Raw genomic sequence first — 24,279 nt, 5'->3', positions numbered from 1 at the left:
CGTTCGAGTGGTGACCCCGAGGGTGCGGGCTTAGCGTCGAAAAGGTGGACCCGAACGTATCGCCGAGCACCAACGGGACCGACGGCAAGGTCCGAGGAAGCGGGAACGGTCTCGCGCTGTTCGTCATCGCTTCCTGCCAGCTCATGGTGGTTCTCGACATCACCATCGTGAACATCGCGCTGCCGCACATCCAGACCGCCCTCGACTTCTCGACCGAGAGCCTTTCCTGGGTCGTCAACGCCTACACCCTCGCCTTCGGCGGGCTGCTGCTCCTCGGTGGCCGCGCCGGCGACATCCTCGGGCGCAAGCGCGTCTTCATCTTCGGCGTCCTGCTCTTCGGGCTGGCCTCCCTGCTCGGCGGACTCGCCCAGAACGCGGGCCAGTTGATGGCGGCCCGCGCCCTCCAGGGAGTCGGCGGAGCCATCGCCTCCCCGACCTCCCTCGCGCTGATCACCACCACCTTCCGCGAAGGACCCGCGCGCAACCGCGCGTTCGGCGTGTTCGCCGGAGTGTCGGCCGGCGGCGGCGCGATCGGCCTGCTCGCGGGCGGCATGCTCGTCGAATGGCTCAACTGGCGCTGGGTGCTCTTCGTCAACGTCCCCATCGCCGTGCTGATCGCCGTGCTGGCCAAGAAGGTGATCCGCGAGTCCGAACGCCACCCCGGACACTTCGACCTCATCGGCGCGCTGCTGTGCACCACCGGCATGGTCGCGCTCGTCTACGGCTTCATCCGCGCCTCCCAGGACGGCTGGCGCGACGGCTGGACGCTCGGCTCCTTCGGCCTCGCCGTGGTCCTGCTGACCCTGTTCGTCCTCAACGAGCGGCGCTCGCCGCAGCCGATCACCCCGCTGCACATGTTCGCCGACCGCAACCGGGCCGGGACCTACGGGATCATGCTCATGCTCGCCTGCGCGATCTTCGGCATGTTCTTCTTCCTGACGCTCTTCGTGCAGATCGTGCTGGGCTTCAGCCCCCTGCGGGCCGGCCTCGCCTTCCTTCCGGTGAGCGCGGTGGTCGCGGTGGGCGCCGGCATCACCTCCCAACTCCTTCCGAAGTTCGGGCCCAAGCCCTTCATGGTCGCCGGCGCGCTCTGCTCTGCGGCAGGCCTCGCCTGGCTGACGCAGACCGACATCCACTCGACGTACGTGGGCAGCATCCTGGGCCCGCTCCTGATCTTCGGCCTCGGTATGGGCCTGCAGTTCGTCTCGCTGACCCTGATGGCCCTGTCCAACGTCCCCGACCGGGAGTCGGGCGCGGCGTCCGGGCTGCTCAATGCGACGCAGCAGGTGGGCGGTTCCCTCGGCCTGTCGATCCTGGTGACCGTCTTCGGCACGGCCAGCCGCAACGAGGCCAAGGACCAGGCGGCGGGCTTCCTGCGTACGGCCAACCCCGAACAGATGGCCTACTTCCAGCGCACCGGGCAGTACCCGAAGCCGTGGAGCGACCAGGTGCTCACCTCGGGCATCAGCGCGGCCTTCGTGGTGGCGGCCCTGTTCACCCTGGTCGGCGCGGTGATCGCACTGGTCGCCATCCAGGTCAGGCCCTCGGACCTCGAACGGCTCCAGGGCAACCACACGCCGGCGGCCGACCGGACCTGAAGGGTGTTGCTCAAGCCGTAGGGCAGATCCGGAAGCCGACGGCCCTGGCCTTCGTGATGGCCTGTGCGGTGAGGGCGTTGGCTTGGGCGATGATGGGGTTGGCTTCCTCTCCGCCGTATTCCATTACGTCGGCCGCAATCTCGTATTGGCGAATCGACGCACCCGTCAAGGTTTGGGCTTCGACTACTTCTGCTTCCTTGCCTTTGTAGGAAGGGATCGGAAGGGCTTGCCAATCTCGCATGATTGCGTTCTGCACTTGGTTCTTCTTGCGAAAATGATCGGCGTAAGGCCTCAGACCCTGCCCTCGCCATGGGCCTTCCCCCAGGGAGGCCATCGACTGGGAATGCCTGGCGCATGCGGCATCGGATGCCATGATGTAAGACGCGAAATACTTCTTCGCAGCCTTCTCCTCGTCTTCGGCGATCTTGTCGCTACCGAAGGCGATGACGTAGAAGGTAGCCATGAGAGCTACTGCGCCTACCAGTACGCCGAGCAGACCCAACCGTTGCTCTCTGGTCCAGCCTATGCGGGGGGCTTCCTCACCAGTGGTCACATGGCACTCCAAGCGATCCTGTCGGCGTCGGGCTGCCGAAGGTAGCCCCCGGTGGACATGATCACTAGGGCGCAGGGAAGCGAATGAGAGCACGCGATCCACGTGATGCGCGCAGTGCGCCCCTCGGTGAGGCCAAAGTCGTGAAAGTGGTTCCAGGGCACCCGATTCGCGTCACGAGAGCCGATGCACTCGGAGCGCGTGTCACCCGTCTCGACTCATCCGCGCCTGCCGCGGACAAGCGGTGGCGCGGCCTTGCCGGGGCTCATCTCGCGGTGATCCTGGCCGCGAAGGCGTCCAGATTGTCCGACATGCGCGCGAGGCGCTCGTCCAGGGTCAGGGACTCCTCGTGCCGCGTCGTACGCAGCTTCGGCTGCCGCTTGCCCCGTACGTACAGGGGGCAGGCCAGGTCCGCGCAGATGTAGGTGCCGAGCGTGTTGCCCTCGCGGCCCCGGGCGCCGGCCAAGGGGGCGGCGAGCAGGGTGACTCCGGACGAGGCGTGACCCGTCAGGCAGATCTGGCACAGGCTGGACTTCAGCGCACTGGTGCGGCTCACGGACGGTACGCGCAGGGAGATCCCCAGCGGACCCTGCTCGCGGGGCAGCACGAGATGGGCCCGCAGCGGCGCTCCGGGATCCACCCATCCCAGGAAGTCCAGGTCGTTCCAGGGCAGTTCGGCGAAGTCGAGTGGCAGGCGCAGTCGCGCGGCCTCGCCCTTGGTGCAGTTCACGAAGGACGCACGGATCTGTTTCTCACTGAGTGGTTCCACGTTCATCGACCTTAGGCCCCGCCCCGACCGCCCCGCATCCCAATATCCGTGCTCCCTACACGAGCAACGCGAGCCACACGGGCCACACGGTCTACCCGGGCCGCACGGTCTACCTGGTCTACCCGGGCTACCCGAGCGCGGCGCGCAGCCGGGCCGCGTCGGCGTGGGTGTCCATCCGCAGGGCCAGCCAGGAGCCGTCGGCGAAGGCCAGGTCCACGCGGGACGGCCGGCGGCGGAGCCGGGGGACGCGGCGCAGGGCGCAGGCGGCGGTACGGGCCTCGCGGCCCGGGTCGCCGCGCCCCCAGGGCGGGCGGACGGTGATCTTCCCGGGGCTGCCCGGCGCCGCCGCGAAGGTGCCGCGCGGCCCGTCGGTCTCCGCGCGCCAGTGCGTCCAGTGGAATCCGTACAGGGCCAGGGCGAGGCGGCCCGCTTCGCTGTGCCAGCCGCCGCGCAGCGCCGGGCCGTGGAAGAGCCGCCCGACGAGTCGGGCGACCCGTTCGAACGGGTCGAGGAGCGCGGCCACCGCGTCGGCGAGGTCGTCGGGCAGCGCGGTCAGGAACCGGACGAGGAAGAAGCGGCCGATCCGGTGGAGCGGCCGCTCGGGGGCGGGCGAGCCGGGCAGCATCGCGCGCGCGGGCCGGCGTACGTACGGCGACAGCCTGCCCGGAATCTCCTCGTCCGCCCCCTCCGACCCATCCATCCGGCCATGATGGCCGGACGGCCGCTACCCGTCCACGCGACTGACCCGGCAACGCGCCGGGCCGTCCGTTCGCAGGGTGATCCCGGCGCTGACCGGGACCTCGGTGTCCACGGTCTCGAACTCGTAGGCACGCAGGATCATCGCCAGCGCGATCACCGACTCCAGCATCGAGAAGTGCTGCCCGATGCAGGCCCGCGGGCCGCCGCCGAAGGGGAACCACGCGTAGCGCGGCCGCCCCGCCTCCGCCTCCGGGGTGAAGCGCTCGGGGTCGAAGCGGTCCGGGTCCGGCCAGTGTCGCGGAAGGCGGTGCGTCACCCACGGTGCCACTATCACGTGCGCGCCCGCGGGGATGGTGTGCTCCCCGATCCGGGTCTCCGCGACGGCCTTGCGGCCCATGACCGGCGCGGCCGGGTACAGCCGCATGGCCTCCTTGAGCACCTGGGTGAGGTACGGGAGCCGGTCCAGGTCGGCGGCCTCGGGCGTACGGTCGCCCAGGACGCGGGAGATCTCCTCGCGGGCCCGGTCCTGGTGCTCGGGGTGGCCGGCCAGCAGGTGCAGGGCGAAGCAGAGGGAGGTGGCGGTCGTCTCGTGACCGGCGAGCAGGAAGATCAGTACCTGGTCGCGGAGCTCGGAGGCGTCGAACTCCCCGTCGTCCGAGCTCTTGGCGGCGGCGAGCAGCGTCAGCAGGTCCTCGCCGGGCGTGCCGGCGCCTGTGTTCCCGTCCGCGTTGGCGTCCGCGTCCGCATCGGCATCGCGCCGCTCGGCGATGATCTTGTCGCACGCCCCGTAGAGCTCGTCCAGCGCCGCGGCCGCCCGCTTGTTGCCCGGGGTCGGCCAGCTGCGCGGGATGTTGGCCGGCGAGTAGCCGCGGCGCAGCACGTAGTCGGTGAGGACCGGGAAGCACCGGCCCACGACGTCGACGGTGGTCTCGACGTCGGTTCCGAAGAGGATCCGGGCGACGGCGCGCAGCGCGAAGTGCATCATCTCGCCGGAGACGTCGACGATGCCGTCCGGCGCCTGCGCCCACTGGTCGATGACCGATTGGGTCTCGGCGGCGACGGCTCCGGCGTAGCCGTCCACCCGGCGCCGGGTGAACAGCGGCTGGATCAGCCGGCGCTGGCGCAGGTAGTCCTCGTCCTGGCTGGTCAGCAGCCCGTTGCCGAAAGAATCCCGTAGCTCCTGGTAGAAGGGGTTCTCCTTGCGGAAGTTGGACGCTTCGGTGGCGAGTACCTGCTGGGCGCCCTCCGGGGAGAACACGCAGTACAACTCGGCGCGCAGCCCCGGCGGTCCGGCCGTGATCCGTACGAGCTCACCGTGCTGCTGCTGGGCCCGCAGATAGGTTCCGAGCGAGTCCGTCTTCATGTCGAAGAGCGACCCGAGCAACGGCATCCCCGCCAGCACGGGCACCTCCGTACCCGCAGCCGCATCCGTACCGGTACCCGCACCGGCATCCGTAGTCGTCCCTGCCACCATGACTGCCCCCTCGTCCCATCCGGTCGGCCTGATTCTGCCGGGCTCCCGCCACCGCTGGCCAGGGACCACAGCCCATCCGGCCGAATTCGCCATCCTCTACTCCCTCTCCTCCACGGCTACTTGTCGCAGGCGATCCCGTCCTTGTCCCGGTCGAGCGCGTCGCGATAGCCGGGCTGACCGCGCCGGATGGGCGCTGCCCCGGCGGCCTTCGCCGCGTCGCAGTTCTTGTAGTAGACGCTGCCACCACCGCCGCCACCCCCACTGGACGCGGTCGGCTTGGCCGTCGGGGCCTTGGAGGGACGCAACGCGGCGCCGGCCGTCTCCGGGCAGGGCGTACCCGGCGCGACCAGCGAGAGTTCGACGGCGGTGGTCGCCAGCATCGCCCCACCGGCGGCCGGGGTCTGGAAGCAGACCGCCCACGATCGGTGATCAGCCGGCAACTGCACGTCGCTGTACGCGCTGCGCGCCTCGACCGGCGTACTGGTCACCTTCTTGACGGCAGCCTCGGCGGCGGCAAACTTCTGCCCGACGAGCGACGGCATCACGAGCTCCACCGCGGAAGCACTCGCCGAGGCCGAGGCTGAGGCCGAGGCCGAAGCCGAAACGCCACCCGCCCCACCGGAACTCTTCCCGGAACCTTTCTTCGCCCCGGAACCCTCGCACCCGGCCCCGACCAGCACGACCGCCCCTATGACGGCTGCGGCGGCGATCCCCCGACGGTGGAACATGAATGACCCCCCAAGATCAAGACACGAACCGCCGCAGCCTATGCGTGTCACCCCGTCACGTGTGCCGTTCTTTCACATCAGCTTCCCGCTGCCCCAACTCGACTGATCTCCTCGTCCACGGCTCCGAGTTCGTCGTGGCGCCCCATGAGACTCAACTGCTCCCGATAGCGCACCAAGGCGGCGACGAGCAGCTCCGCCCGACCGGGCTCCATCGCGCACATCCGACGCGCGACCCCGACGGACTCGGCCCGCAGGGCCAGCGCTATCTCCGGCCGATGGGCGAAGTCCTGACGGCTGTACTCGTACAACGCGACGGTCAGCCGGTGCAGGTACGCCAACGGGCTCACCTGCACCAGGACTCGATAGGCAGCGACCTCGTGCCGAACCGGCAGCGTCCCCGACCCGAGAAGGGCCACCCGGGCTCGCAGTACGGCGTCGTGATTGATGTTCCCCGTGTGATTCATGACGCTGATTCTGAAAGCCCCACAGGTACCCAAACAAGGTTATTCCCCTATGCCGTTGGTCCTACAAAAACACCGCCTGACCTGTCATGATGGAAACGTCTTAACCCCCGCGCCCTCAACACGAACCCCGCCTCCACGACGGAGACGGGGCCGCGCGGCAGGACCATGGCAGGGCAGCGTGCCCCCGGTGCTCGAATGCTGCGGCCGGCGGGAACCATGCCTCCGCCCCCGCTCACGGCCAAGTCCTTTACCTTCACTCCCGACAGCGCTGCCGTGAAGCACACTGGCCTCCACTCGCAGCTCCGGATCCGGCGTGACGCGCAACTCGCCGGATTCGATGACGCGGTGTTCGTCGAACCGGACGGTCATTTCTCCGAGGGCGGCACGTGGAACCTCGGCTTCTTCGACCAGGCCGGAACGGTCATTTGGCCGGACGCCCCCGTCCTCCCCGGTACGACGATGCTCCTGCTCGAAAGCCTTGATGCTCCCAAGCAGGTCACTGCACCGGTGCGGCTTCGTCTCGAACATGGCCGCCGCATTTGCTACCACCGGGACTTTGCAATCGCGTTGAGCCCACTGGCCGTACGTAGGCCTGCCGCTGTGACAAGCGTTCCTCGGGGACCGACCTGTTTTCGCCGGTGTTCCTGGCACCCGAGTGATGGAGACTCAAACAGTTCTCGCCGCCGTGGTGGTTGACCCGAGCCGTAGCCCTACTCCGGTCAACTGTCCAGCCCCACAAAGGAAGCGATCGCATGATACGTCCGTTACGCGCCCTCGGCCTGGCCGTCCTCCTCACGGTCATGTCCCTCACTGCGGCTCCGTCCGCAGGCGCTGTCCCCGCTCAGGCCCCCGCCGCGGGCACGCAGTCGCTCACGCCCATCGGGGGCGGCACGGGGATCATCTTCCGGCTGAAGCCGACGCCCGAGGCCCCCACGAGCTGGTACGTCTGCACCCTCACCGCGGTCGGCCGCGACGCGGCGGGCAACCTGGTGGGCCTGACCAACGCTCACTGCCTCATCGACGCGCAGGGCAACAAGCTGGTCGGCGAGCAGGTCTACCGGGACACCTCGCCGGCGGGGACGGCCGTCGCCCCGGCCGATGTCAACGCCAGCCGCCCCGACCTGGAGACGGGGGCCATCGGCACGGTGACGTACGTCAGTACGCCCAACAACCTGCTCAGCACCGGGCCCAAGGGCCTGGACTACGCGGTGATCAAGCTGGACGAGAGCCGGGTCGCTCCCACCGACACCGTGGGCTCGGTGACCATCACGTCGATCGGGGCGCCGCCCGCCAACGGGACCCGGATGTGCAAGCAGGGCCACCGGACCGGCCTCACCTGCGGCATCAAGCTGGGCACCAACGGAATCTGGTTCACCCACCTCATCTTCACCAACTCCGGCGACTCCGGTTCCCCCGTCGTGGACGGCCAGACGCTGGTCGGCAACGCGTTTGGTGCCCAGCACAGTTCGCCGATCCTGAGCATCATCGACGAGATGGACACCACCGGCGGAGTCGGCGCCGGCTTCCACCTCGCGACCTGAACCACTCCGGAGTCAAATCCCACACCCACCGCAGTGGAAGGCCCCGGACCAGGATCGATGGTCAGGGGCCGTTGGCCTGTCTGGTCGCCCTCACCGCCCCGGTGCTCCCCGTTGTTCCCGACTCGATCGGGCGCGGAAGGGGCACGTGGAACACGTAAAACTGTGCTGCTCGCGGGTGCCCGTGGCGCGTACCGTCGGCCTGACCCTATGGGAGCGAGGGACTGTGCTGCACGCACACGAGGTGATCCTGAACGAACTTGCACAAGGCTTCAGACCTGTGTCAGAGGGTGTCGAGTGGTTTGAGGGCCTCTCTGAGGATGAGCAACGCAAGGTCTTGCACATGCTGGTGCTGTTCTGTGGGCAGGCCCGGGCGCGCGATGGCGATGCGCCAGAGAGCATCGCGCGCTCTGGCATTCGACCCACTCACACGCCTGCGGTGATGCTCACGAAATGGCGCTTCGGGATGGACCGACTTCCGGCCTATGAGCTCACGAAGTCATTTCGCCTGCTCGTCGCCCTTTTCGGCATCGCCGATACCCGCCGGCGGGCGCTGTACTGCGTCAACGGGTGCGGTCACGAGTGGCACAACTTGTCAGCTCAGCCGCAGGATCCAACCTGGTACTCCAGCCGTAGATCGTGATCTTGTTGGTGGGATGCCAGGCCAGGGTCGGGCTGGCCCGTCTCGATTGGTCCGGACTGACGCGTTTGTCGTATCAGCTGGACTGGTCGGGGGAGGAGTAGCCGACGCTGTCCGTGTAAAAGCGGCCCTGGTCGCACAGGGCGTCGAGCTCGGCGATCTCTTCCTCGCTCAGTTGCTCATCCAGCGCGACGCTGATGGCGTGTCGGGCGCGTGCCAATCGCCGAGTGACATCCCAGTCGTCGATGAATTTGCCGACGGTGTACTCGTCAGCGGTTCCGGAGGCCTGGCGGGATCCGAGTCGGTCGAGGGAAACCACGAACTCGTTCAGGTCCTGCAGGACTGCGACGGCCTCATTGATGGGTATGCGGATCTCTCGGGAGGACATGTCCATCGGCCGATTCAACTCCGGAACTGGTGCTCAGGCCCAGTTCCTGATCTTGCTGGTCGGGGCTGGTCCGGGAACGGATGCGGCCACCGGTGATCATCGGTGTGTGAAGACAGACGATCAGGCGGTAGCTGCGGGTCACAGCATAGATCCTGCCCGCTGGCAGGACATGATTCGAGGTGTTGATGAGCCGCATCGGGGGCGGTTCGCCCGGGTGGAACCGCGGCGCCGGGCGAGGGCGCTGGTGCTCGGGTTGCTGTCGGACCTGCCACGCAAGAATTGCTGGACGCTCGCCGAGCACGCGGGTGACGCATCCCCGAACGGCCTGCAGCATCTCTTGTCGAGGGCCAGGTGGGACGCCGAAGCGGTCCGTGACGACGTCCGCGGATTCGTTGTCGAGCAGTTGCACCACGACGACGCTGTGTTGGTCGTCGATGAGACTGAGGTCTTTCCAACCTGCCGTGCTGGTGGGGCAGTTGGCGTGACAGATGAGTGAAGCCCCTGGTAGACGGGTTCACGACGAAGATCACCCGTGCCGACCAGAGGCTTCACGTGCTTGTCTACCCGTCTGGACTTGACCTGTCCAGCTCGCACCTTCACTTCCTGACCGCCCGCATCCGTGACCGCCGCCGCGCGATCGGGAGCCGATGGCGCCGCTTGAGCGCCGACCGACAAGCCCTGCTCACCCTCGCCCACCTGCGCAACGGGCACCCTTATGCCCAGCTCGCGGCCGGGTTCGGCATCGGCACGACCACGGCCTACCGGTACATCACCGAAGCCGTAGACCTCCTTGCTGCCCTGGCACCCACGCTCGAACAAGCCGTCCGGGCAGCGTCGGGGAAAGCGTTTCGTTCTGCTCGACGGCACACTTGTGTCCATCGACCGGATCGCCGCCGACCAGCCGTTCTACTCGGGCAAGCACAAGAAGCACGGGATGAACATCCAAGTCCTCGCTGACCCGGCCGGACGGCTGCTGTGGGCCTCGCCCGCCCTGCCGGGAGCCGTCCATGACATCCGCGCCGCACGCGAACACGGCATCCTCGACGCCCTCACCCAGGCGGACATCAACTGCTGGGCGGACAAGGCCTACCAAGGTGCCGGATCGCCCGCCCGCGTGCCCTACCGAGGCCGCTTCGAGAACCTGTCCGGCGGCCAGCAGGCCGTCAACCGGCGTCCCGGCTCCCCCCGGACACATACGCGCCGAATACAGAGGTATCGAGATCCTTGAGGGACTCCAGTACCAGAGTGGCAATCGCAAAGCGAGGATCGCAGCGATCAGCAGCCTCGGGAACGGCGACGACCGTCATCTGGGCTGACACGCCAGCGAGGACGCCGTTGAGCGAGTCCTCGATCACAATGCATTCGTCGGGTGACGCGCCGAGGGCGGCGGCTGCGCGGAGATAGGCGCCCGGGTGGGGTTTGCCGTGTTCGTCGTCTTCGGCCGAAAACACGGCATCGAAAGATCGGTCAAGGCCGGTGCTCGCGAGCGCATGCCGAATCACCGACTCCGGCGAAGATGACACGACGGCCATCGCCCTCGATGCACGCGCGCACGCCGCGACGGCGTGTTCGGCGCCGGGTTTCAGCGCCACTCCCTCCAGCCTACGGCACACGGCGGCCACGATCTTCTGCTCGACGTCGTCGGGGTCGGCTTGAATGGTGGCCCGATCGAACCAGTAGGCCACCATGTCCCTTTGCCGCAGCCCGCGCGTCGCCGCCTGCATCTCCGTTGCGAGGTGCAGGCCAAGCGGACCGAACACTTCACGCTTTGCCGCGTCCCAGATCGGCTCGGAGTCGATCAAAAGGCCGTCTAGGTCGAATAGGATAATCGGTTGCATCGGTTGCTCTTTCGTTGGCGATCACGCGAGGACGAGACGATTCAGCCGCTCCCGCACGGAGCTCTTTCCAGCCTGCCGTGCTGGTCCGGCAGTTGGCGTGACAGATGAGTGAAGCCCCTGGTAGACGGGTTCACGACGAAGATCACCCGTGCCGACCAGAGGCTTCACGTGCTTGTCTACCCGTCCGGGCTGGACCTGTCCAGCTCGCACCTTCGCTTCCTGACCGCACGCATACGCGAGCGCCGCCGCGTGATCGGGAGCCGGTGGCGCCGGCTCAGCGCCGGCCGACAAGCCCTGCTCACCCTCGCCCACCTGCGCAACGGGCATCCCTATGCCCAGCTCGCGACCGGGTTCGGCATCGGAACGACCACGGCCTACCGGTACATCACCGAAGCCGTCGAACTCCTGGCCTCCCTGGCACCGACCCTCGAGCAAGCCGTCCGCGCCGCGTCGAGGAAAGCATTCGTCCTGCTCGACGGCACACTTGTGTCCATCGACCGGATCGCCGCCGACCGGCCCTTCTACTCGGGAAAACACAAGAAGCACGGCATGAACGTCCAGGTTCTGACCGACCCGGCCGGACGCCTGCTGTGGGCCTCACCCGCCCTGCCGGGGGCCGTTCACGACATCCGAGCCGCACGCGAACACGGCATCCTCACCGCCCTCGCCGCAGCAGACGTCAACTGCTGGTCGGACAAGGGCTACCAGGGTGCGGGCCCGGCTGTCCGTGTGCCCTACCGAGGCCGCTGGGAGAACCTTTCCCGCGGCCAGCAGGCCGTGAACCGCTCGCAGGCCAAGATCCGAGCCCTGGTCGAACCCGCCATCGCCACCCTCAAGACCTGGCGGCTACTACGCAAGCTGCGATGCTCGACAACCCGGATCACCGGCCTCGTCCAAGCCGTCCTCACCCTCCACCTCACCTGCTCAAACTGAGGTTGGAAAAGGCTCACTGGCTACTCCACCCCTCGTGGGCAGACGCCGACGTACCCGGGTCCTGGGTGGCCGGTGACGAGGTCTACGGAAGCAACCCCGCACCTTCGGACCGCGCTGGAGGGGCGCGAGGTCGGCTATGTCCTCGCTGTCGCCTGCGACCATCAGATCACCACCCACGCGGGCAAGTTCCGCGCCGACGCCCTGGTCAAGAAGCTGCCGAAACGAGCCTGGCAGAAGCGCTCCGCCGGCGCCGGAGCCAAGGGACACCGCTTCTACTACTGGGCCCTGGCCGACATCGCCGACGACCGGCCTGGCCACCGCCACCTGCTCGTCCGCCACAACCGGCGCACCGGTGAACTCGCCTTCTACCTCGTGAAAGTGGCCGGGCGCAGGTGGACGGTGAGACCTTCCAATCCAGCAAGGGTCTGGCCGGACTGGACGACCACCAGGTCAGGCGGTGGACGTCCTGGCACCGCTGGGTCACGCTCGCGATGCTCGCCCACGCCTTCCTCGCCGCGGCCACCGCCAACGAACGTGCTCAAGAAGAAGCTCTGGACGGCCTGATCCCGCTGACCTGCAACGAGATCCAGCACCTGTTCATCTCGCTCCTCGCCCAGACCGTCCACACAGTCACGCACAGACTCCGCTGGTCCGAGTGGCGACGACGCCATCAAACCTGGGCACGGGCTTGCCACTACCAACGGCGGGTCGCTCAGTAACCACAAAGATCACGATCTTCAGCTGGAGTACTAGGGTCACCTCTTGCCCTGGTTCTTGCTCCGGCCTGGGCCTTCACCCGGCACCCGAGCCCTGACCTGCGGTCGGGCGGTCAGCGGTTGTCACCTTTGGCCGCCCAGCGCGCGTGGGGAGTCGCACTCTCCGCTGTTCCCCGCTCGATCGGGCACGCAAGGGGCACGCGGAAGACGTGTGACGACGTGAAGCTTCAGCTGACGATGAGTGTCCCCTTCATGTGCGGGTGGACGGAGCAGAAGAAGGGGTAGCTGCCGGGCTTGGACGGTGCAGTGAAGGTGGCGGACGCGCCGCCTTCGATCGTGCCGGTGTCGAAAGCATCGCCCTCGGTGGCGGTCAAGGTGTGCGGAGCCGAGTCCTCGTTCGTCACGGTGACTGTTGCGCCAGCGCGTACTTTGACGTCCGCAGGGATGAATTTGAAGCCCTTGATGCGAACCTCTGTACCCTCGACCGTGACGGTCGACGTGCTGGCGGGTGGGGACAGGGGCGCGGCGCTGGTGCTGGTGACGCCGACGATGGCGAGCAAGGCGCAGGCGGCGCCGACCGCTGCCCCGCGAGTACGGTTACGAATGAGGCGGGAACGGGTGAGCGACATGGCCACCCCTCTCACGGATCTGTGATGGTCTTGACCGGCCCTGGGGGTCTCTCCTTCTTGACCTCGCCCGGCCGCTTCACGTCCGCCTGCCGTGGGCGAGGCGGCTCATGCGCCGCTGGTCATCGGCCGCATCGATACCTGCTGTGGAGCAGCAGTATCGACGCACCACTGTTCGGTGGCTTCGCAGAGCCGGGCCCCGGCCACGCCGCCGTGCCAGGGGAGGGGGCGGCCTTCTGTGGCCGTGATCAGCCGCGCGATGTCTGCAGCATGGTGTCGAGAATCAGTGCGTCGATGAGTGCTGACAACAGAGCTGCCACGATGATGACCGCATCGGTGCTGGGCCGGGAGCAGAAGGCTCCCGTTCGGATCTGAGTCTCTTCCCCCATTATCCCAGGCCGCCGCTACCGGGGCATTTCGTGGCCGGCCATTCGTTCGTGTCCAGGGCAAGGGTGAGCGCCTCAGCAAGCGTGCCCCCCAACGCACCGGCGCCCGCGCACGGCGCCTCCGCCAGAGGCATTTTGACCTGAGCTGAGCATCGTCCCGGGCCGCTGCGGTTCTCCCCATCGACCCGAGTCGTAGGCGTTCGTGGGTCCGGGCTCAGTCCAGCGGAATCGCCTGGTGGGCGGCCACGATCGCGTCGATGCGGTGCGCGAGGTTGAAGTCCGCCGCGGTCAGCCGGTTTCCGGCGTCGTGCGTCGTGATCGAGGCGCGCAGGCTGTCGATGCGCAGGTCGAGGTCCGGGTGATGCTGGATGCGCCGGGACCGGTCCGCGATCGTCACGATGGCGGCCACCGCCGCGTGATACCGGATGGGGTAGGTCCGGGCGATGGTGTCGCCCTCCTGGGTCCAGCCCGGAAGCTTGGCCAGACCCTCGGCGATCTCCTCGTGCGTCAGCGGCTTCAGTACGCCCATGTCAGCTCCCCTCGTTCACGGGCGGCAGGATCTCGGCGAGGTCCCGGCCTACCGGGGCATCGTGCCATGGCTGCATGGCCCGTTCCAGGCGCCGCAGTTCGCGAAGTGCCCTTTGTGGGTGCCCCGGTACGAGTCAATGCCTCTGTCTTGCCGCACTTGTTCGCGTCGACGATTGCCATAGCCCAGCTACGTGGGATGGCGCCTCCCCGGTGTCGGCACGCGTGCGAGGACATCGGGCGAATCCGGTAGTTCAGCTAGCTAGTGGATCGAGAGAAGTTGATCTCCCGCTTTGTCCCCATCGGGCACCTGAAGAGCCCCGGACCGATCACGGTCCGGGGCTCGATGCCTGGTCAGGCATGGTTGGCGCGGACGGATTCGAAGCGCCGACATCTGCTTTTGTGAGTTCGGGTCGCGCCCCGTTGGCTGTGGCCGCCGGTCATCGTCCCCAGCCGTTCGGGGGACACGGGGGTCGCATCCGGCGCGTTTCCCGCCCCGCCGGGGCATCCCTTGGTGGAACGAAAGGGAGACGTGATGCCGCTCTATCTATCGAGGTTCAGCTACACACCGGAGACTTGGGCGAGGCTGATCGTCCACCCCGAGGACCGCGCAAAGGCCGCTCAGTCGTACATCGAGTCCGTCGGGGGGAAGCTCCACGGCTTCTGGTACGCCTTCGGCACGCACGACGGCTACAACCTGTGGGAGGCCCCCGACAACGTGTCCATGGCCGCGGTTGCGCTGGCGATCAGTGGAGGCGGCGCGCTCAGCTCGTTCGAGACGACGGTTCTCCTGACCGTCGACGAAACCTTGGAGGCCCTGCGCAAAGTCGAACGGGTCCAGTACCGGCCGCCGGGCGCGTAGCGGTCCGGGCCGATGCGTTCTGGGGTGACGGCACCGCACCCCGCGCCATGGCCGAGGCGCGAGAGCGCGGAGGGCCGTCGACAGTGGCTTCCGCGGGGCGGAGACACCGGCGACGGCCCACAGGCAGCCCAGGCGGACGGGGAAGCGTCCTGACCTGCGGCGCACTTAAATGTCGCGGAAGATTTCGATCTGGGCGCCCACGGAGTTGAGGCGCTCGGCCAGTTCCTCGTAGCCGCGGTTGATCACGTAGACGTTGCGCAGCACCGACGTGCCCTCGGCCGCCATCATCGCGAGGAGGACGACCACCGCCGGGCGCAGGGCCGGCGGGCACATCATTTCCGCCGCGCGCCAGCGGGTGGGGCCCTCGACCAGGACGCGGTGGGGGTCCAGGAGTTGGAGGCGGCCGCCGAGGCGGTTCAGGTCGGTCAGGTAGATGGCCCGGTTGTCGTACACCCAGTCGTGGATCAGGGTCTGGCCCTGGGCGACGGCCGCGATGGCCGCGAAGAACGGGACGTTGTCGATGTTCAGCCCGGGGAACGGCATCGGGTGGATCTTGTCGATCGGGGCTTCGAGTTTCGAGGGGCGGACCGTGAGGTCGACCAGGCGCGTGCGGCCGTTGTCGGCGACGTACTCCGCCGAGCGGTCGTGGTCCAGGCCCATCTCCTCCAGCACCGCGAGCTCGATCTCCATGAACTCGATCGGGACCCGGCGGATCGTCAGCTCCGACTCCGTGACGACCGCGGCGGCGAGCAGGCTCATCGCCTCGACCGGGTCCTCGGAGGGGGAGTAGTCCACGTCCACGTCGATGTTCGGGACGCCGTGGACGGTGAGCGTGGTGGTGCCGACGCCCTCGACCTTGACGCCCAGCGCCTCCAGGAAGAAGCACAGGTCCTGGACCATGTAGTTGGAGGAGGCGTTGCGGATGACGGTGACGCCGTCGTGCCGGGCGGCGGCCAGCAGCGCGTTCTCGGTGACCGTGTCCCCGCGCTCGGTCAGCACGATGGGGCGGTCGGGGGAGACCCCGGCCGCGACCTTCGCGTGGTAGATGCCCTCGGTCGCGGTGATGTCCAGGCCGAAGCGGCGCAGGGCGATCATGTGCGGCTCGATGGTGCGGGTGCCGAGGTCGCAGCCGCCCGCGTACGGGAGTCGGAAGGTGTCCATCCGGTGCAGCAGGGGGCCCAGGAACATGATGATGCTCCGGGTCCGGCGCGCCGCGTCCGCGTCCATGGCCTCCATGTCGAGGCGGGCCGGCGGGACGAGCTCGAGGTCCACGCCGTCGTTGATCCAGCGGCTGCGGACGCCGATGGAGTTCAGGACCTCCAGGAGGCGGTAGACCTCTTCGATTCGGGCCACGCGGCGCAGCACCGTACGGCCCTTGTTGAGCAGCGAGCCGCAGAGCAGGGCGACGCACGCGTTCTTGCTCGTCTTGACGTCGATGGCGCCGGACAGTCGGCGGCCACCGACCACGCGCAGGTGCATCGGGCCGGCGTAGCCCAGGGAGACGATCTCGCTGTCGAGAGCTTCACCGATTCGGGCGATCATCTCAAGGCTGATGTTCTGGTTGCCGCGCTCGATCCGGTTCACGGCGCTCTGGCTGGTGCCGAGTGCGTCCGCGAGCTGACTCTGTGTCCAGCCCCGGTGCTGCCGGGCGTCACGGATGAGCTTGCCGATGCGTACGAGGTAGTCGTCTGCCATGGGGGCACGGTATCTCAGATATGAGATGAGATATGCGCCGGGTGTGGCAGACGGGTGCAGGTGGTGTGGATGGTTGGTGGGCGTTATGTACCTTCTGGTCCGTCAGGTCCCATTGCGGGGTTGCCGCGCGCGTGATGCTCGGCGATCCGGCCCAGTAGACGGGTGAGCTGCTCCCGCTCCTGCCCGGACAGTGGGGCGAGGAGCTCCTCCTGGGCCGCGTCGAGGAGTTGCTCCAGCCGGCGCAGCCGCCGCCTGCCGAGCGGCGTGAGGGTGATGACGTTGCGCCTGCGGTCCGCGGGGTCGGGGGTCCGCTCGACCAGTTCGCGCTCGGCGAGTTGGCTGATGACGGCGACGAGGTCGCTGCGGTGGATGCCGGTGCGCAGGCTCAGCGCGGCCTGGCTCGCCGGTCCGGAGTCCTCCAGGGCGACCAGGGCCGCATAGTGCCATTTGCGGGCATCTGCCCGGTTCAGCCCCTCGGCCACCAGCCGCTGCGCGTGGGTCGAGGCCTGGCTCAGCAGTCGGCTGGGCAGTTCGCGCAGTCGCGCCGGGACGGCTTCGGCTTCGTTCTCTTCCGCGGTCATGGCGTGATGCTACCCCTTGCGTTAGTGGCACTAACGGTCTAGCTTCGTTCGTGTCACCAACGTTAGTCACCCAAACGATTTCCGGAAGGGGCCTCCCGTGGCCACGATCGACGTACTCGACTCGACGATGTACTACGAGGACCGCGGCGGCGAAGCCGCCGACGGGGTCCCCTTCGTCTTCCTGCACGGCAACCCCACCTCCTCCCACCTCTGGCGGGGCGTGCTGCCCCGGATCGACGGGCAGGTCCGCGTCCTGGCCCCCGACCTCATCGGCATGGGACGCTCCGGCAAGCCCGGCGGGGAGTACCGCTTCGAGGACCACGCCCGTTACCTGGACGCCTGGTTCGACGCCCTCGGCCTGGACCAGGTCGTCCTGGTCGGCCAGGACTGGGGCGGGGCGCTCGCCTTCGACTGGGCCGCCCGGCACCCGAAGCGGGTCCGCGGGATCGCCTTCATGGAGACGATCGTGCGGCCGCTGACCTGGGACGAGTACCCGCCCGGCGGTCGCGCCCGGTTCGAGGCGATACGTACCCCGGGCGTGGGGGAGGAGATGGTCCTGGACCGGAACCTCTTCATCGAGGACAGCATCGGGAAGACGGTGCTGAACCCGCTGAGCGAGGCCGACCAGGCCGTCTACGCCGCGCCCTACCCGACCCGCGAGAGCCGGTGGCCCATGCTCCGGTGGGCCCGCTCGCTGCCGATCGACGGACAGCCGGCCGACGTGCTCGCCGTCGTCGAGCGCTACGACGCCTGGCTGGCCGCCAGCCCGCAGGTGCCCAAGCTGCTGCTCACCTTCGACGGTTCGCCCGCCCTGATGGTCGGGCCCGAGACGGCCGCCTGGTGCGCGGAGAACATCTCCGCGCTGGAGAGTGCGTACTGCGGCCCGGCCGCCCACCTCTGCCCGGAGGACCGGCCCGAGGAGATCGCCGCCGCCGTCAACGCCTGGGCCCTGCGGCACGACCTCCTCGGCTGACCGCGGCCGGGGCAGGGAACGCTCAGGCCCCGCCCCCGCCCCCGCCCGCCCCGGCCCCCGCTCAGCCCCCGCCGCCGGCGCACCCGCACGCGCGGTGCCGCCCGCCGTGCACCGCCGTGTACGAGGCCGGGCGCGGGCCGGACGCCGCGCCGCGGGCCGCCCGCGCCGAAGCCGCCCGTCCCGCCGCGGACTCCGCGTCGTGCACCACCCGGCCGCCGACCAGCGTCATCCGTACCTCCGTCCCGCTGATGTCGGCCACCGGGCAGCGGGTCACATCCCGGTCCAGCACCACCAGATCCGCGGCCTTGCCCTGCTCCACCGTGCCCGTCAGCCCCTCCTGGCGCAGTTGCCAGGCCGTGCCGGCCGTGTGCATCCGCAGGGCCGACGTGCGGCCGAGGCCCTCCAGCTCCCGGTACAGCTCGCCCTCGCCGGCCGCGCCCTGCCGGTCGATCGCCGTGCGCACCTGGTTCCACACCTGGAGCGCGTCCACGGGCCAGTCGGAACCGCCGGTCAGCCGCGCGCCCGCCTTCTCCAGGCTCCGCGCCGGGTACATCCAGCGGTGCCGCTCGGGCCCGATGTACGGCAGCAGCGCCTCCATCGTCCAGGTGTCCTTCGCCGCCCACTGGAGCTGCATGCAGGCCGCCACCCCGAGCTGCGCGAAGCGCCGCAGGTCTGCCGGGTCCACGATCTGGAGGTGCGCGACGGCATTGCGCGGGTCGCGCTGCCCGGTGACCCGGCGGGCGTACGCGTACCCGTCGAGGGCCGTGCGTACCGCCCGGTCGCCCAGCCCGTGCGCGTGCATCTGCCAGCCCGCCCGGTTGAAGGCGGCGGTCAGCCGGCCGTAGTCGGCCGCCGAGGTGTACAGCTCGCCCCGGTTCTGTGTGGGCCTGCCGTTCCCGTCCAGGTAGGGCTCCAGCAGCGCGGCCGTCTGCGCCGGGTACTCGATCACCCCGTCCAGGAACACCTTGATCATCCCGAACCGCAGCCCCGGCACCCCGTCCGCGAGCCCGAACTCCCGCCGCAGGCCACGCGCGTACTCCAGCGCGCCCGCCGGGTCCTTGGCCTGCGCGGCGTCCAGCCGGATCGCGGGAACGATCCGCTGCGGCAGCTTCCCCGCCTCCACCAGGGCCCGGTAGAGCTCCAGTTCGCGGCGCCCGACCAGGGCGTCCATCATCGTCGTGATCCCGGACGCGGCCGCCAGCTCCAGCACCCGGGCGCAGGCCGCGACCAGTTCGGCCCGGGAGGGCTCGGGGATGTGCCGCTTGACCAGGCCCTGCGCGTCGTCCTTGAGCACGCCCGTCGGTTTCCCGTCCGGACCCTTCACGACCTGGCCGCCCACCGGGTCGGGCGTGGCCGCCGTGACGCCTGCGATGTCCAGCGCCCGCTGGTTGACCCACAGGTTGTGCCCGTCGCCGCCGACCAGGGCGATCGGGCGGCGGGTCGCCAGCGCGTCCAGCATCGCGTGGTGCGGTACGGTCCCCGTCGGCAGCAGCCCGACCGGGTTCCAGTCCTCCACCACCAGCCAGCGGTCCGGCTCCGCCCCCGCGCCGCCGGTGTCGGCGAGGAGCCCGCCGAGGATCTCCCGCAGTTCCTCCACGGTGGTCTCCACCCCGTCCAGGGAGGGATTCAGCGAACGGTCACCGGCGCCCAGCGGGTGCACGTGCCCGTCGTGGATGCCGCTCATCACCGTGTTGCCGCCCGCGTCCACCACCTCGGTGTCCCGGCCCACGAACCGGCGCAGCGCCGAGCCGGCCCCGGTGGCCAGGATCTTCCCGTCCCGGCCGACGGCCACGGCCTCGACCGGACGGTCGGGCGCCGCGCCGGTGAACACCCGCGCGTTGTGGATGACGAGGGCGGCCGGGCCGCGCCCCGAGGGCGCCGCGGAGGCGCTGCCGGCCGCCGGGCCGAGCAGACCCGCCGCGCCGACGGCGCCGGCCGCCGCGAGCAGTCCCCGACGGGACAGGGGTGGACGGGACAGAGGGGACAGAGGGGACAGAGGCGGCGGAGGGGATAGAGGGGACAGAGGGGGTAGAGGAGACGTCATGGCCACTCCAAATCATTGATGTGGCGAGGAGACTCTTTGATTAACCCCGTAACCAGAACCCGCCCCGATCGACGGAATCCGTACGATGGCCCGCGTGCCCGGACCCGGACCGACCATCGCCGACATCGCGCGCGCCGCGGAGGTCTCCACGGCGACGGTCTCGCACGCCCTCAACGGCACCGGCCGCCTCGGCGACGGCACCCGCCGGCGGGTCCGTGAGGTGGCCGCCGCCCTCGGCTACGGCACCCACCGCGGGCCCCGCACCCGCACCCTCGGCTTCGCGGTCACCACCTACGCCGACTGGACCTGGGACTTCGCGGGCGTCGCCTACTTCTCCCGGCTGCTCACCGCCGCCACCTCCGCCGCCCACTCCCACGGCTACGCCCTGATCAGCCTGCCCGCGGACCGCGGCGCCGAGCCGCTGTGGCACACCCTGGCGGTCGACGGGATGCTGCTGCTCGACAGCCCGGAGGGCGATCCGGTGCTCCGGGCCCTGCGGGCGCGCGGCCTGCCCGTGGTGTTCGACGGGCGGCCCGCGGACCCCCGGCCCGAGGACGTGTGGGTGGACAACGACCACGAGGCCACCACCCGCGAGGTGCTCGACCACCTCGCGGCGTCCGGCGCCCGGCACACGGCCCTGCACTCCGCCTTCGGCCACGAGTCCTACACGGCGGCCGTCACCGCCGCCTACGAGCGCTGGTGCGCGGAGCGCGCCGTGCCCCCGCTGGTGGTCCCCTTCCGTCCCGAGGACGACCAGGGGCACGCCTTCGACCGCGCCTTCGCCGGGCCCGGCCGTCCCGACGCGGTCTACTCCCTCTACGATCCGGGCGGCCGCCAGGTGCTGGCCGCCGCCGCGCGCCATGGAATCCGTACGCCCGGCGGCCTCCTGCTGGTCTGCGCGAGCGAGGACCCGGCCTACGCGAGCGGTGAGCCTCCCGTGACCACCGTCACCCTCAATCCCGAACGGATTGCCGAGGTGGCGGTGTCCGAGCTGGTCACACTGATCGAATCCGGGCATGCGGAATCCCCGGGACAGCGCACCGTCTCCGCGGGCCTACGGGTGCGCGCCTCGTCCCTGCCCCCGGACATGTACTAGAGTTATCTCGACATCGAGATATCTGCCGAAGGCGTACCGCAGCCGCCCCCGCTGGTAAGGGTTACCTAACTTAGCCTTACCTTAGCGGATTGGCCAAGGGGCGTGGCGGCAGGATGCGGTAAATACGCGCGAATTCATGCATGAAGGAGACTGTCGTGTCGGCGAACAGCTTCGACGCCCGCAGCACGCTGCAGGTGGGCGACGAGTCGTACGAGATCTTCCGGCTGGACAAGGTTGAGGGCTCGGCCCGCCTTCCCTACAGCCTGAAGGTGCTGCTGGAGAACCTGCTCCGTACCGAGGACGGCGCGAACATCACCGCCGACCACATCCGGTCGCTCGGAAACTGGGACTCGCAGGCCCAGCCCAGCGAGGAGATCCAGTTCACGCCGGCCCGCGTGATCATGCAGGACTTCACCGGCGTCCCCTGCGTCGTGGACCTCGCCACCATGCGTGAGGCCGTCAAGGCCCTGGGCGGCGACCCGGCGAAGATCAACCCGCTCTCGCCCGCCGAGATGGTCATCGACCACTCGGTCATCGCCGACAAGTTCGGCACGAAGGACGCCTTCGCGCAGAACGTCGAGCTGGAGTACGGCCGCAACAAGGAGCGCTACCAGTTCCTGCGCTGGGGCCAGACCGCCTTCGACGACTTCAAGGTCGTCCCCCCGGGCACCGGCATCGTCCACCAGGTCAACATCGAGCACCTGGCCCGCACGGTCATGGTCCGTAACGGCCAGGCGTACCCCGACACCCTCGTCGGCACCGACTCGCACACGACCATGGTCAACGGCCTGGGCGTGCTGGGCTGGGGCGTCGGCGGCATCGAGGCCGAGGCCGCGATGCTCGGCCAGCCGGTCTCCATGCTGATCCCGCGCGTCGTGGGCTTCAAGCTGACCGGCGAGCTGCCCACCGGCACCACCGCCACCGACCTGGTGCTGACCATCACCGAGATGCTGCGCAAGCACGGTGTCGTCGGCAAGTTCGTCGAGTTCTACGGTGAGGGCGTCGCCGCCACCTCGCTGGCGAACCGCGCCACCATCGGCAACATGTCGCCGGAGTTCGGCTCCACCGCCGCGATCTTCCCGATCGACGACGAGACGCTGAAGTACCTGCGCCTGACCGGCCGCGACGCCCAGCAGGTCGCGCTCGTCGAGGCGTACGCCAAGGAGCAGGGCCTGTGGCTGGACCCGGCCGCCGAGCCGGACTTCTCCGAGAAGCTGGAGCTCGACCTCTCCACGGTCGTCCCCTCCATCGCCGGCCCGAAGCGCCCGCAGGACCGCATCGTCCTGGCCAACGCCTCGCAGCAGTTCGCGCAGGACGTCCGCAACTACGTCGAGGACGACGACGAGGCGGGCAAGGAGTCCTTCCCGGCCTCCGACTCCCCGGCCACCGTTGACGGCGTTCCGACCCGCCCGACCCTGGTCACCCTGGCCGACGGCTCCTCCTTCGAGATCGACCACGGCGCCGTCACCGTCGCCGCGATCACCTCCTGCACCAACACCTCGAACCCGTACGTCATGGTGGCCGCGGCGCTCGTGGCGAAGAAGGCGGTCGAGAAGGGCCTGTCCCGCAAGCCGTGGGTCAAGACCACCCTGGCCCCGGGCTCGAAGGTCGTCACCGACTACTTCGACAAGGCCGGCCTGACCCCGTACCTCGACAAGATGGGCTTCAACCTCGTCGGGTACGGCTGCACCACCTGCATCGGCAACTCCGGTCCGCTGGACGAGGAGATCTCGAAGGCGATCAACGAGCACGACCTCGCGGTCACCTCGGTGCTCTCCGGCAACCGCAACTTCGAGGGCCGGATCAACCCCGACGTCAAGATGAACTACCTGGCCTCCCCGCCGCTGGTCGTCGCGTACGCCATCGCGGGCTCCATGAAGGTGGACATCACCACGGAGGCCATCGGTATCGACACCGAGGGCAAGCCGGTCTTCCTGAAGGACATCTGGCCCTCCGAGGCCGAGGTCAACGACGTCGTGGCGAACGCCATCGGCGAGGACATGTTCAGCAAGTCCTACCAGGACGTCTTCGCGGGCGACGCCCAGTGGCAGGCGCTGTCGATCCCGACCGGCAACACGTTCGAGTGGGACCCGCAGTCCACGTACGTCCGCAAGCCCCCTTACTTCGAGGGCATGACGATGGAGACCACCCCGGTCTCCGACATCGCCGGCGCCCGCGTGCTGGCGAAGCTGGGCGACTCGGTCACCACCGACCACATCTCCCCGGCCGGTGCGATCAAGGCCGACACCCCGGCCGGCAAGTACCTCACGGAGCACGGCGTCGAGCGCCGCGACTTCAACTCGTACGGTTCCCGCCGCGGCAACCACGAGGTCATGATCCGCGGTACGTTCGCCAACATCCGCCTGCGCAACCAGATCGCGCCGGGCACCGAGGGCGGCTTCACCCGCGACTTCACCGCCCCGGACGCGCCGGTCTCCTTCATCTACGACGCCTCGCAGAACTACCAGGCCGCCGGCATCCCGCTGGTCATCCTGGCGGGCAAGGAGTACGGCTCCGGCTCGTCCCGCGACTGGGCGGCCAAGGGCACCGCGCTGCTCGGCGTCAAGGCCGTCATCGCCGAGTCCTACGAGCGCATCCACCGCTCCAACCTGATCGGCATGGGCGTCCTGCCCCTGCAGTTCCCCGAGGGTGCCACCGCGGCCTCCCTGGGCCTCACCGGCGAGGAGACCTTCGCCTTCACCGGTGTGGAGGAGCTGAACAACGGCACCACCCCGCGCACCGTCAAGGTCACCACCGACACCGGTGTGGAGTTCGACGCGGTCGTCCGCATCGACACGCCGGGTGAGGCGGACTACTACCGCAACGGCGGCATCATGCAGTACGTGCTCCGGAACCTCATCCGAGGCTAAGGGCGCGCCAAGCGGAGCCATTCTCCGCTTATCGGCACCATAGGGCCGTATCCCCGTTATGGGGGTACGGCCCTTCCGCATTTCGTTCCGGCGGTGCCAGATGACGGACAGGTCTCAACTCGGAAAAGCTGGCGGTCATCCTTGTGCACGATCTTGCTGAGTCGAGCGGAAGTGGACTATACCTGTGCGCGTCCAGGTCGATCCGGCAGGAGCGGCCCCGGACCCGGGGGACAGCGGGGATCTGCGGCCTCGTCCGCAGGCACGGCAACTGCCGTGATTTCCCGCC

22 protein-coding genes and 3 pseudogenes are annotated in these 24,279 nt (G+C 69.0%); 12 read left to right on the top strand and 13 right to left on the bottom strand.

The features are described 5' to 3' along the window. Window positions 1-44: 44 nt before the first annotated feature. Entirely contained in the window at window positions 45-1,598 is a 1,554-nt protein-coding gene (locus tag ACZ45T_RS22690; protein ID WP_468444045.1) for an MFS transporter, read from the top strand. A 10-nt stretch (window positions 1,599-1,608) separates the two neighbouring features. On the opposite strand, the gene ACZ45T_RS22685 is transcribed toward ACZ45T_RS22690, so the two are convergent. From ACZ45T_RS22685 to ACZ45T_RS22660, 6 genes are all read right to left on the bottom strand, one after another. Then, entirely contained in the window at window positions 1,609-2,061 is a 453-nt protein-coding gene (locus ACZ45T_RS22685) for a hypothetical protein (protein ID WP_468444043.1), read from the bottom strand. A 352-nt stretch (window positions 2,062-2,413) separates the two neighbouring features. Further along, window positions 2,414-2,917: an FBP domain-containing protein gene (locus ACZ45T_RS22680; protein ID WP_468444041.1), complete on the bottom strand. Its 504-nt coding sequence runs from the start codon at window positions 2,915-2,917 to the stop codon at window positions 2,414-2,416. A 127-nt stretch (window positions 2,918-3,044) separates the two neighbouring features. Further along, the gene (locus tag ACZ45T_RS22675; protein ID WP_468444039.1) at window positions 3,045-3,617 is read right to left on the bottom strand and encodes a hypothetical protein; all 573 of its coding nucleotides are present in this window, start codon (window positions 3,615-3,617) and stop codon (window positions 3,045-3,047) included. Window positions 3,618-3,641: 24 nt separating this feature from the next. Next, window positions 3,642-5,090 carry a cytochrome P450 gene (locus ACZ45T_RS22670; protein WP_468444037.1) on the bottom strand — a complete coding sequence of 483 codons (1,449 nt, stop codon included), beginning with the start codon at window positions 5,088-5,090 and terminating at the stop codon, window positions 3,642-3,644. A 116-nt stretch (window positions 5,091-5,206) separates the two neighbouring features. Continuing rightward, window positions 5,207-5,632 (bottom strand): excalibur calcium-binding domain-containing protein, encoded by a 426-nt coding sequence (locus ACZ45T_RS22665; RefSeq protein ID WP_468444035.1) that lies wholly within the window; start codon window positions 5,630-5,632, stop codon window positions 5,207-5,209. A gap of 263 nt (window positions 5,633-5,895) precedes the next feature. Next, on the bottom strand, window positions 5,896-6,282 hold the full coding sequence (locus ACZ45T_RS22660) for a hypothetical protein (protein WP_468444033.1): 387 nt from the start codon (window positions 6,280-6,282) through the stop codon (window positions 5,896-5,898). Between the two features lie 165 nt (window positions 6,283-6,447). On the opposite strand from ACZ45T_RS22660, the gene ACZ45T_RS22655 reads away from it, so the two are divergent. From ACZ45T_RS22655 to ACZ45T_RS22645, 3 genes are all read left to right on the top strand, one after another. Beyond that, entirely contained in the window at window positions 6,448-6,978 is a 531-nt protein-coding gene (locus tag ACZ45T_RS22655) for an aminotransferase class IV (RefSeq protein WP_468444031.1), read from the top strand. 56 nt (window positions 6,979-7,034) lie between these two features. Then, entirely contained in the window at window positions 7,035-7,823 is a 789-nt protein-coding gene (locus ACZ45T_RS22650) for a trypsin-like peptidase domain-containing protein (RefSeq protein ID WP_468444029.1), read from the top strand. A gap of 241 nt (window positions 7,824-8,064) precedes the next feature. Then, window positions 8,065-8,463 (top strand): DUF5958 family protein, encoded by a 399-nt coding sequence (locus ACZ45T_RS22645; protein ID WP_468444027.1) that lies wholly within the window; start codon window positions 8,065-8,067, stop codon window positions 8,461-8,463. Window positions 8,464-8,536: 73 nt separating this feature from the next. On the opposite strand, the gene ACZ45T_RS22640 is transcribed toward ACZ45T_RS22645, so the two are convergent. Beyond that, the gene (locus ACZ45T_RS22640; RefSeq protein ID WP_468444025.1) at window positions 8,537-8,854 is read right to left on the bottom strand and encodes a hypothetical protein; all 318 of its coding nucleotides are present in this window, start codon (window positions 8,852-8,854) and stop codon (window positions 8,537-8,539) included. 163 nt (window positions 8,855-9,017) lie between these two features. On the opposite strand from ACZ45T_RS22640, the pseudogene ACZ45T_RS22635 reads away from it, so the two are divergent. Then, window positions 9,018-9,290: pseudogene (locus ACZ45T_RS22635) on the top strand (transposase); the annotation flags it as partial. 110 nt (window positions 9,291-9,400) lie between these two features. Beyond that, window positions 9,401-10,019: pseudogene (locus ACZ45T_RS22630) on the top strand (transposase family protein); the annotation flags it as partial. Here the strand turns inward: ACZ45T_RS22630 and ACZ45T_RS22625 are convergent. Beyond that, window positions 10,012-10,686, bottom strand: a complete 675-nt coding sequence (locus ACZ45T_RS22625; RefSeq protein WP_468444023.1) for an HAD family hydrolase — start codon at window positions 10,684-10,686, stop codon at window positions 10,012-10,014. The pseudogene ACZ45T_RS22630 and the gene ACZ45T_RS22625 sit on opposite strands and share 8 nt — an antisense overlap. 168 nt (window positions 10,687-10,854) lie before the next feature. Here ACZ45T_RS22625 and ACZ45T_RS22620 point away from each other — a divergent pair, with 168 nt between their 5' ends. Together ACZ45T_RS22620 and ACZ45T_RS22615 are read left to right on the top strand one after the other, a co-directional pair. Then, window positions 10,855-11,619: an IS5 family transposase gene (locus ACZ45T_RS22620; RefSeq protein WP_468444021.1), complete on the top strand. Its 765-nt coding sequence runs from the start codon at window positions 10,855-10,857 to the stop codon at window positions 11,617-11,619. A gap of 41 nt (window positions 11,620-11,660) precedes the next feature. Next, window positions 11,661-12,338: pseudogene (locus ACZ45T_RS22615) on the top strand (transposase family protein); the annotation flags it as partial. A 224-nt stretch (window positions 12,339-12,562) separates the two neighbouring features. Here ACZ45T_RS22615 and ACZ45T_RS22610 read toward each other — a convergent pair. After that, window positions 12,563-12,964, bottom strand: coding sequence for a cupredoxin domain-containing protein (locus ACZ45T_RS22610; RefSeq protein ID WP_468444019.1), 402 nt, complete (start codon window positions 12,962-12,964; stop codon window positions 12,563-12,565). Window positions 12,965-13,561: 597 nt separating this feature from the next. Continuing rightward, a complete protein-coding gene (locus ACZ45T_RS22605) occupies window positions 13,562-13,876 on the bottom strand; it encodes a 4a-hydroxytetrahydrobiopterin dehydratase (protein ID WP_468444017.1) in 315 nt (104 codons plus the stop codon). A 531-nt stretch (window positions 13,877-14,407) separates the two neighbouring features. Here ACZ45T_RS22605 and ACZ45T_RS22600 point away from each other — a divergent pair. Continuing rightward, entirely contained in the window at window positions 14,408-14,734 is a 327-nt protein-coding gene (locus ACZ45T_RS22600) for a GYD domain-containing protein (protein ID WP_468444015.1), read from the top strand. A 165-nt stretch (window positions 14,735-14,899) separates the two neighbouring features. Here the strand turns inward: ACZ45T_RS22600 and ACZ45T_RS22595 are convergent, their stop codons facing one another. Continuing rightward, window positions 14,900-16,429 carry a helix-turn-helix domain-containing protein gene (locus ACZ45T_RS22595; RefSeq protein WP_468444013.1) on the bottom strand — a complete coding sequence of 510 codons (1,530 nt, stop codon included), beginning with the start codon at window positions 16,427-16,429 and terminating at the stop codon, window positions 14,900-14,902. A gap of 83 nt (window positions 16,430-16,512) precedes the next feature. Next, the gene (locus tag ACZ45T_RS22590) at window positions 16,513-17,010 is read right to left on the bottom strand and encodes a MarR family winged helix-turn-helix transcriptional regulator (RefSeq protein ID WP_468444011.1); all 498 of its coding nucleotides are present in this window, start codon (window positions 17,008-17,010) and stop codon (window positions 16,513-16,515) included. A 97-nt stretch (window positions 17,011-17,107) separates the two neighbouring features. Between ACZ45T_RS22590 and ACZ45T_RS22585 the strand changes: the two genes are divergently transcribed. Beyond that, complete coding sequence (locus ACZ45T_RS22585) at window positions 17,108-17,983, top strand: haloalkane dehalogenase (RefSeq protein ID WP_468444009.1); 876 nt, start codon at window positions 17,108-17,110, stop codon at window positions 17,981-17,983. Between the two features lie 61 nt (window positions 17,984-18,044). Here ACZ45T_RS22585 and ACZ45T_RS22580 read toward each other — a convergent pair whose 3' ends face one another. Further along, window positions 18,045-19,814 carry an amidohydrolase gene (locus ACZ45T_RS22580; RefSeq protein WP_468444007.1) on the bottom strand — a complete coding sequence of 590 codons (1,770 nt, stop codon included), beginning with the start codon at window positions 19,812-19,814 and terminating at the stop codon, window positions 18,045-18,047. A 298-nt stretch (window positions 19,815-20,112) separates the two neighbouring features. On the opposite strand from ACZ45T_RS22580, the gene ACZ45T_RS22575 reads away from it, so the two are divergent. Further along, window positions 20,113-21,123, top strand: coding sequence for a LacI family DNA-binding transcriptional regulator (locus ACZ45T_RS22575; protein ID WP_468443999.1), 1,011 nt, complete (start codon window positions 20,113-20,115; stop codon window positions 21,121-21,123). Between the two features lie 140 nt (window positions 21,124-21,263). After that, complete coding sequence (acnA, locus tag ACZ45T_RS22570) at window positions 21,264-23,993, top strand: aconitate hydratase AcnA (RefSeq protein ID WP_468443997.1); 2,730 nt, start codon at window positions 21,264-21,266, stop codon at window positions 23,991-23,993. The last annotated feature ends 286 nt before the right edge of the window (window positions 23,994-24,279 follow it).

It is taken from the genome of Streptomyces sp. NPDC030995 (assembly GCF_055571215.1).
The sequence above is the reverse complement of the archived record's forward strand: the minus strand, read 5'-3'. Positions and strand labels throughout refer to the sequence as shown.

Bases quoted from the DNA above. Each gene is read 5' to 3' on its own strand.
- ACZ45T_RS22685 (WP_468444043.1), bottom strand. From the start codon at position 2,061: ATGGCTACCTTCTACGTCATCGCCTTCGGTAGCGACAAGATCGCCGAA.
- ACZ45T_RS22675 (WP_468444039.1), bottom strand. From the start codon at position 3,617: ATGGATGGGTCGGAGGGGGCGGACGAGGAGATTCCGGGCAGGCTGTCG.
- ACZ45T_RS22670 (WP_468444037.1), bottom strand. From the start codon at position 5,090: ATGGTGGCAGGGACGACTACGGATGCCGGTGCGGGTACCGGTACGGAT.
- ACZ45T_RS22665 (WP_468444035.1), bottom strand. From the start codon at position 5,632: ATGCCGTCGCTCGTCGGGCAGAAGTTTGCCGCCGCCGAGGCTGCCGTC.
- ACZ45T_RS22660 (WP_468444033.1), bottom strand. From the start codon at position 6,282: ATGAATCACACGGGGAACATCAATCACGACGCCGTACTGCGAGCCCGG.
- ACZ45T_RS22655 (WP_468444031.1), top strand. From the start codon at position 6,448: ATGGCAGGGCAGCGTGCCCCCGGTGCTCGAATGCTGCGGCCGGCGGGA.
- ACZ45T_RS22650 (WP_468444029.1), top strand. From the start codon at position 7,035: ATGATACGTCCGTTACGCGCCCTCGGCCTGGCCGTCCTCCTCACGGTC.
- ACZ45T_RS22640 (WP_468444025.1), bottom strand. From the start codon at position 8,854: ATGGACATGTCCTCCCGAGAGATCCGCATACCCATCAATGAGGCCGTC.
- ACZ45T_RS22625 (WP_468444023.1), bottom strand. From the start codon at position 10,686: ATGCAACCGATTATCCTATTCGACCTAGACGGCCTTTTGATCGACTCC.
- ACZ45T_RS22610 (WP_468444019.1), bottom strand. From the start codon at position 12,964: ATGTCGCTCACCCGTTCCCGCCTCATTCGTAACCGTACTCGCGGGGCA.
- ACZ45T_RS22605 (WP_468444017.1), bottom strand. From the start codon at position 13,876: ATGGGCGTACTGAAGCCGCTGACGCACGAGGAGATCGCCGAGGGTCTG.
- ACZ45T_RS22600 (WP_468444015.1), top strand. From the start codon at position 14,408: ATGCCGCTCTATCTATCGAGGTTCAGCTACACACCGGAGACTTGGGCG.
- ACZ45T_RS22595 (WP_468444013.1), bottom strand. From the start codon at position 16,429: ATGGCAGACGACTACCTCGTACGCATCGGCAAGCTCATCCGTGACGCC.
- ACZ45T_RS22590 (WP_468444011.1), bottom strand. From the start codon at position 17,010: ATGACCGCGGAAGAGAACGAAGCCGAAGCCGTCCCGGCGCGACTGCGC.
- ACZ45T_RS22575 (WP_468443999.1), top strand. From the start codon at position 20,113: ATGGCCCGCGTGCCCGGACCCGGACCGACCATCGCCGACATCGCGCGC.
- acnA (WP_468443997.1), top strand. From the start codon at position 21,264: ATGAAGGAGACTGTCGTGTCGGCGAACAGCTTCGACGCCCGCAGCACG.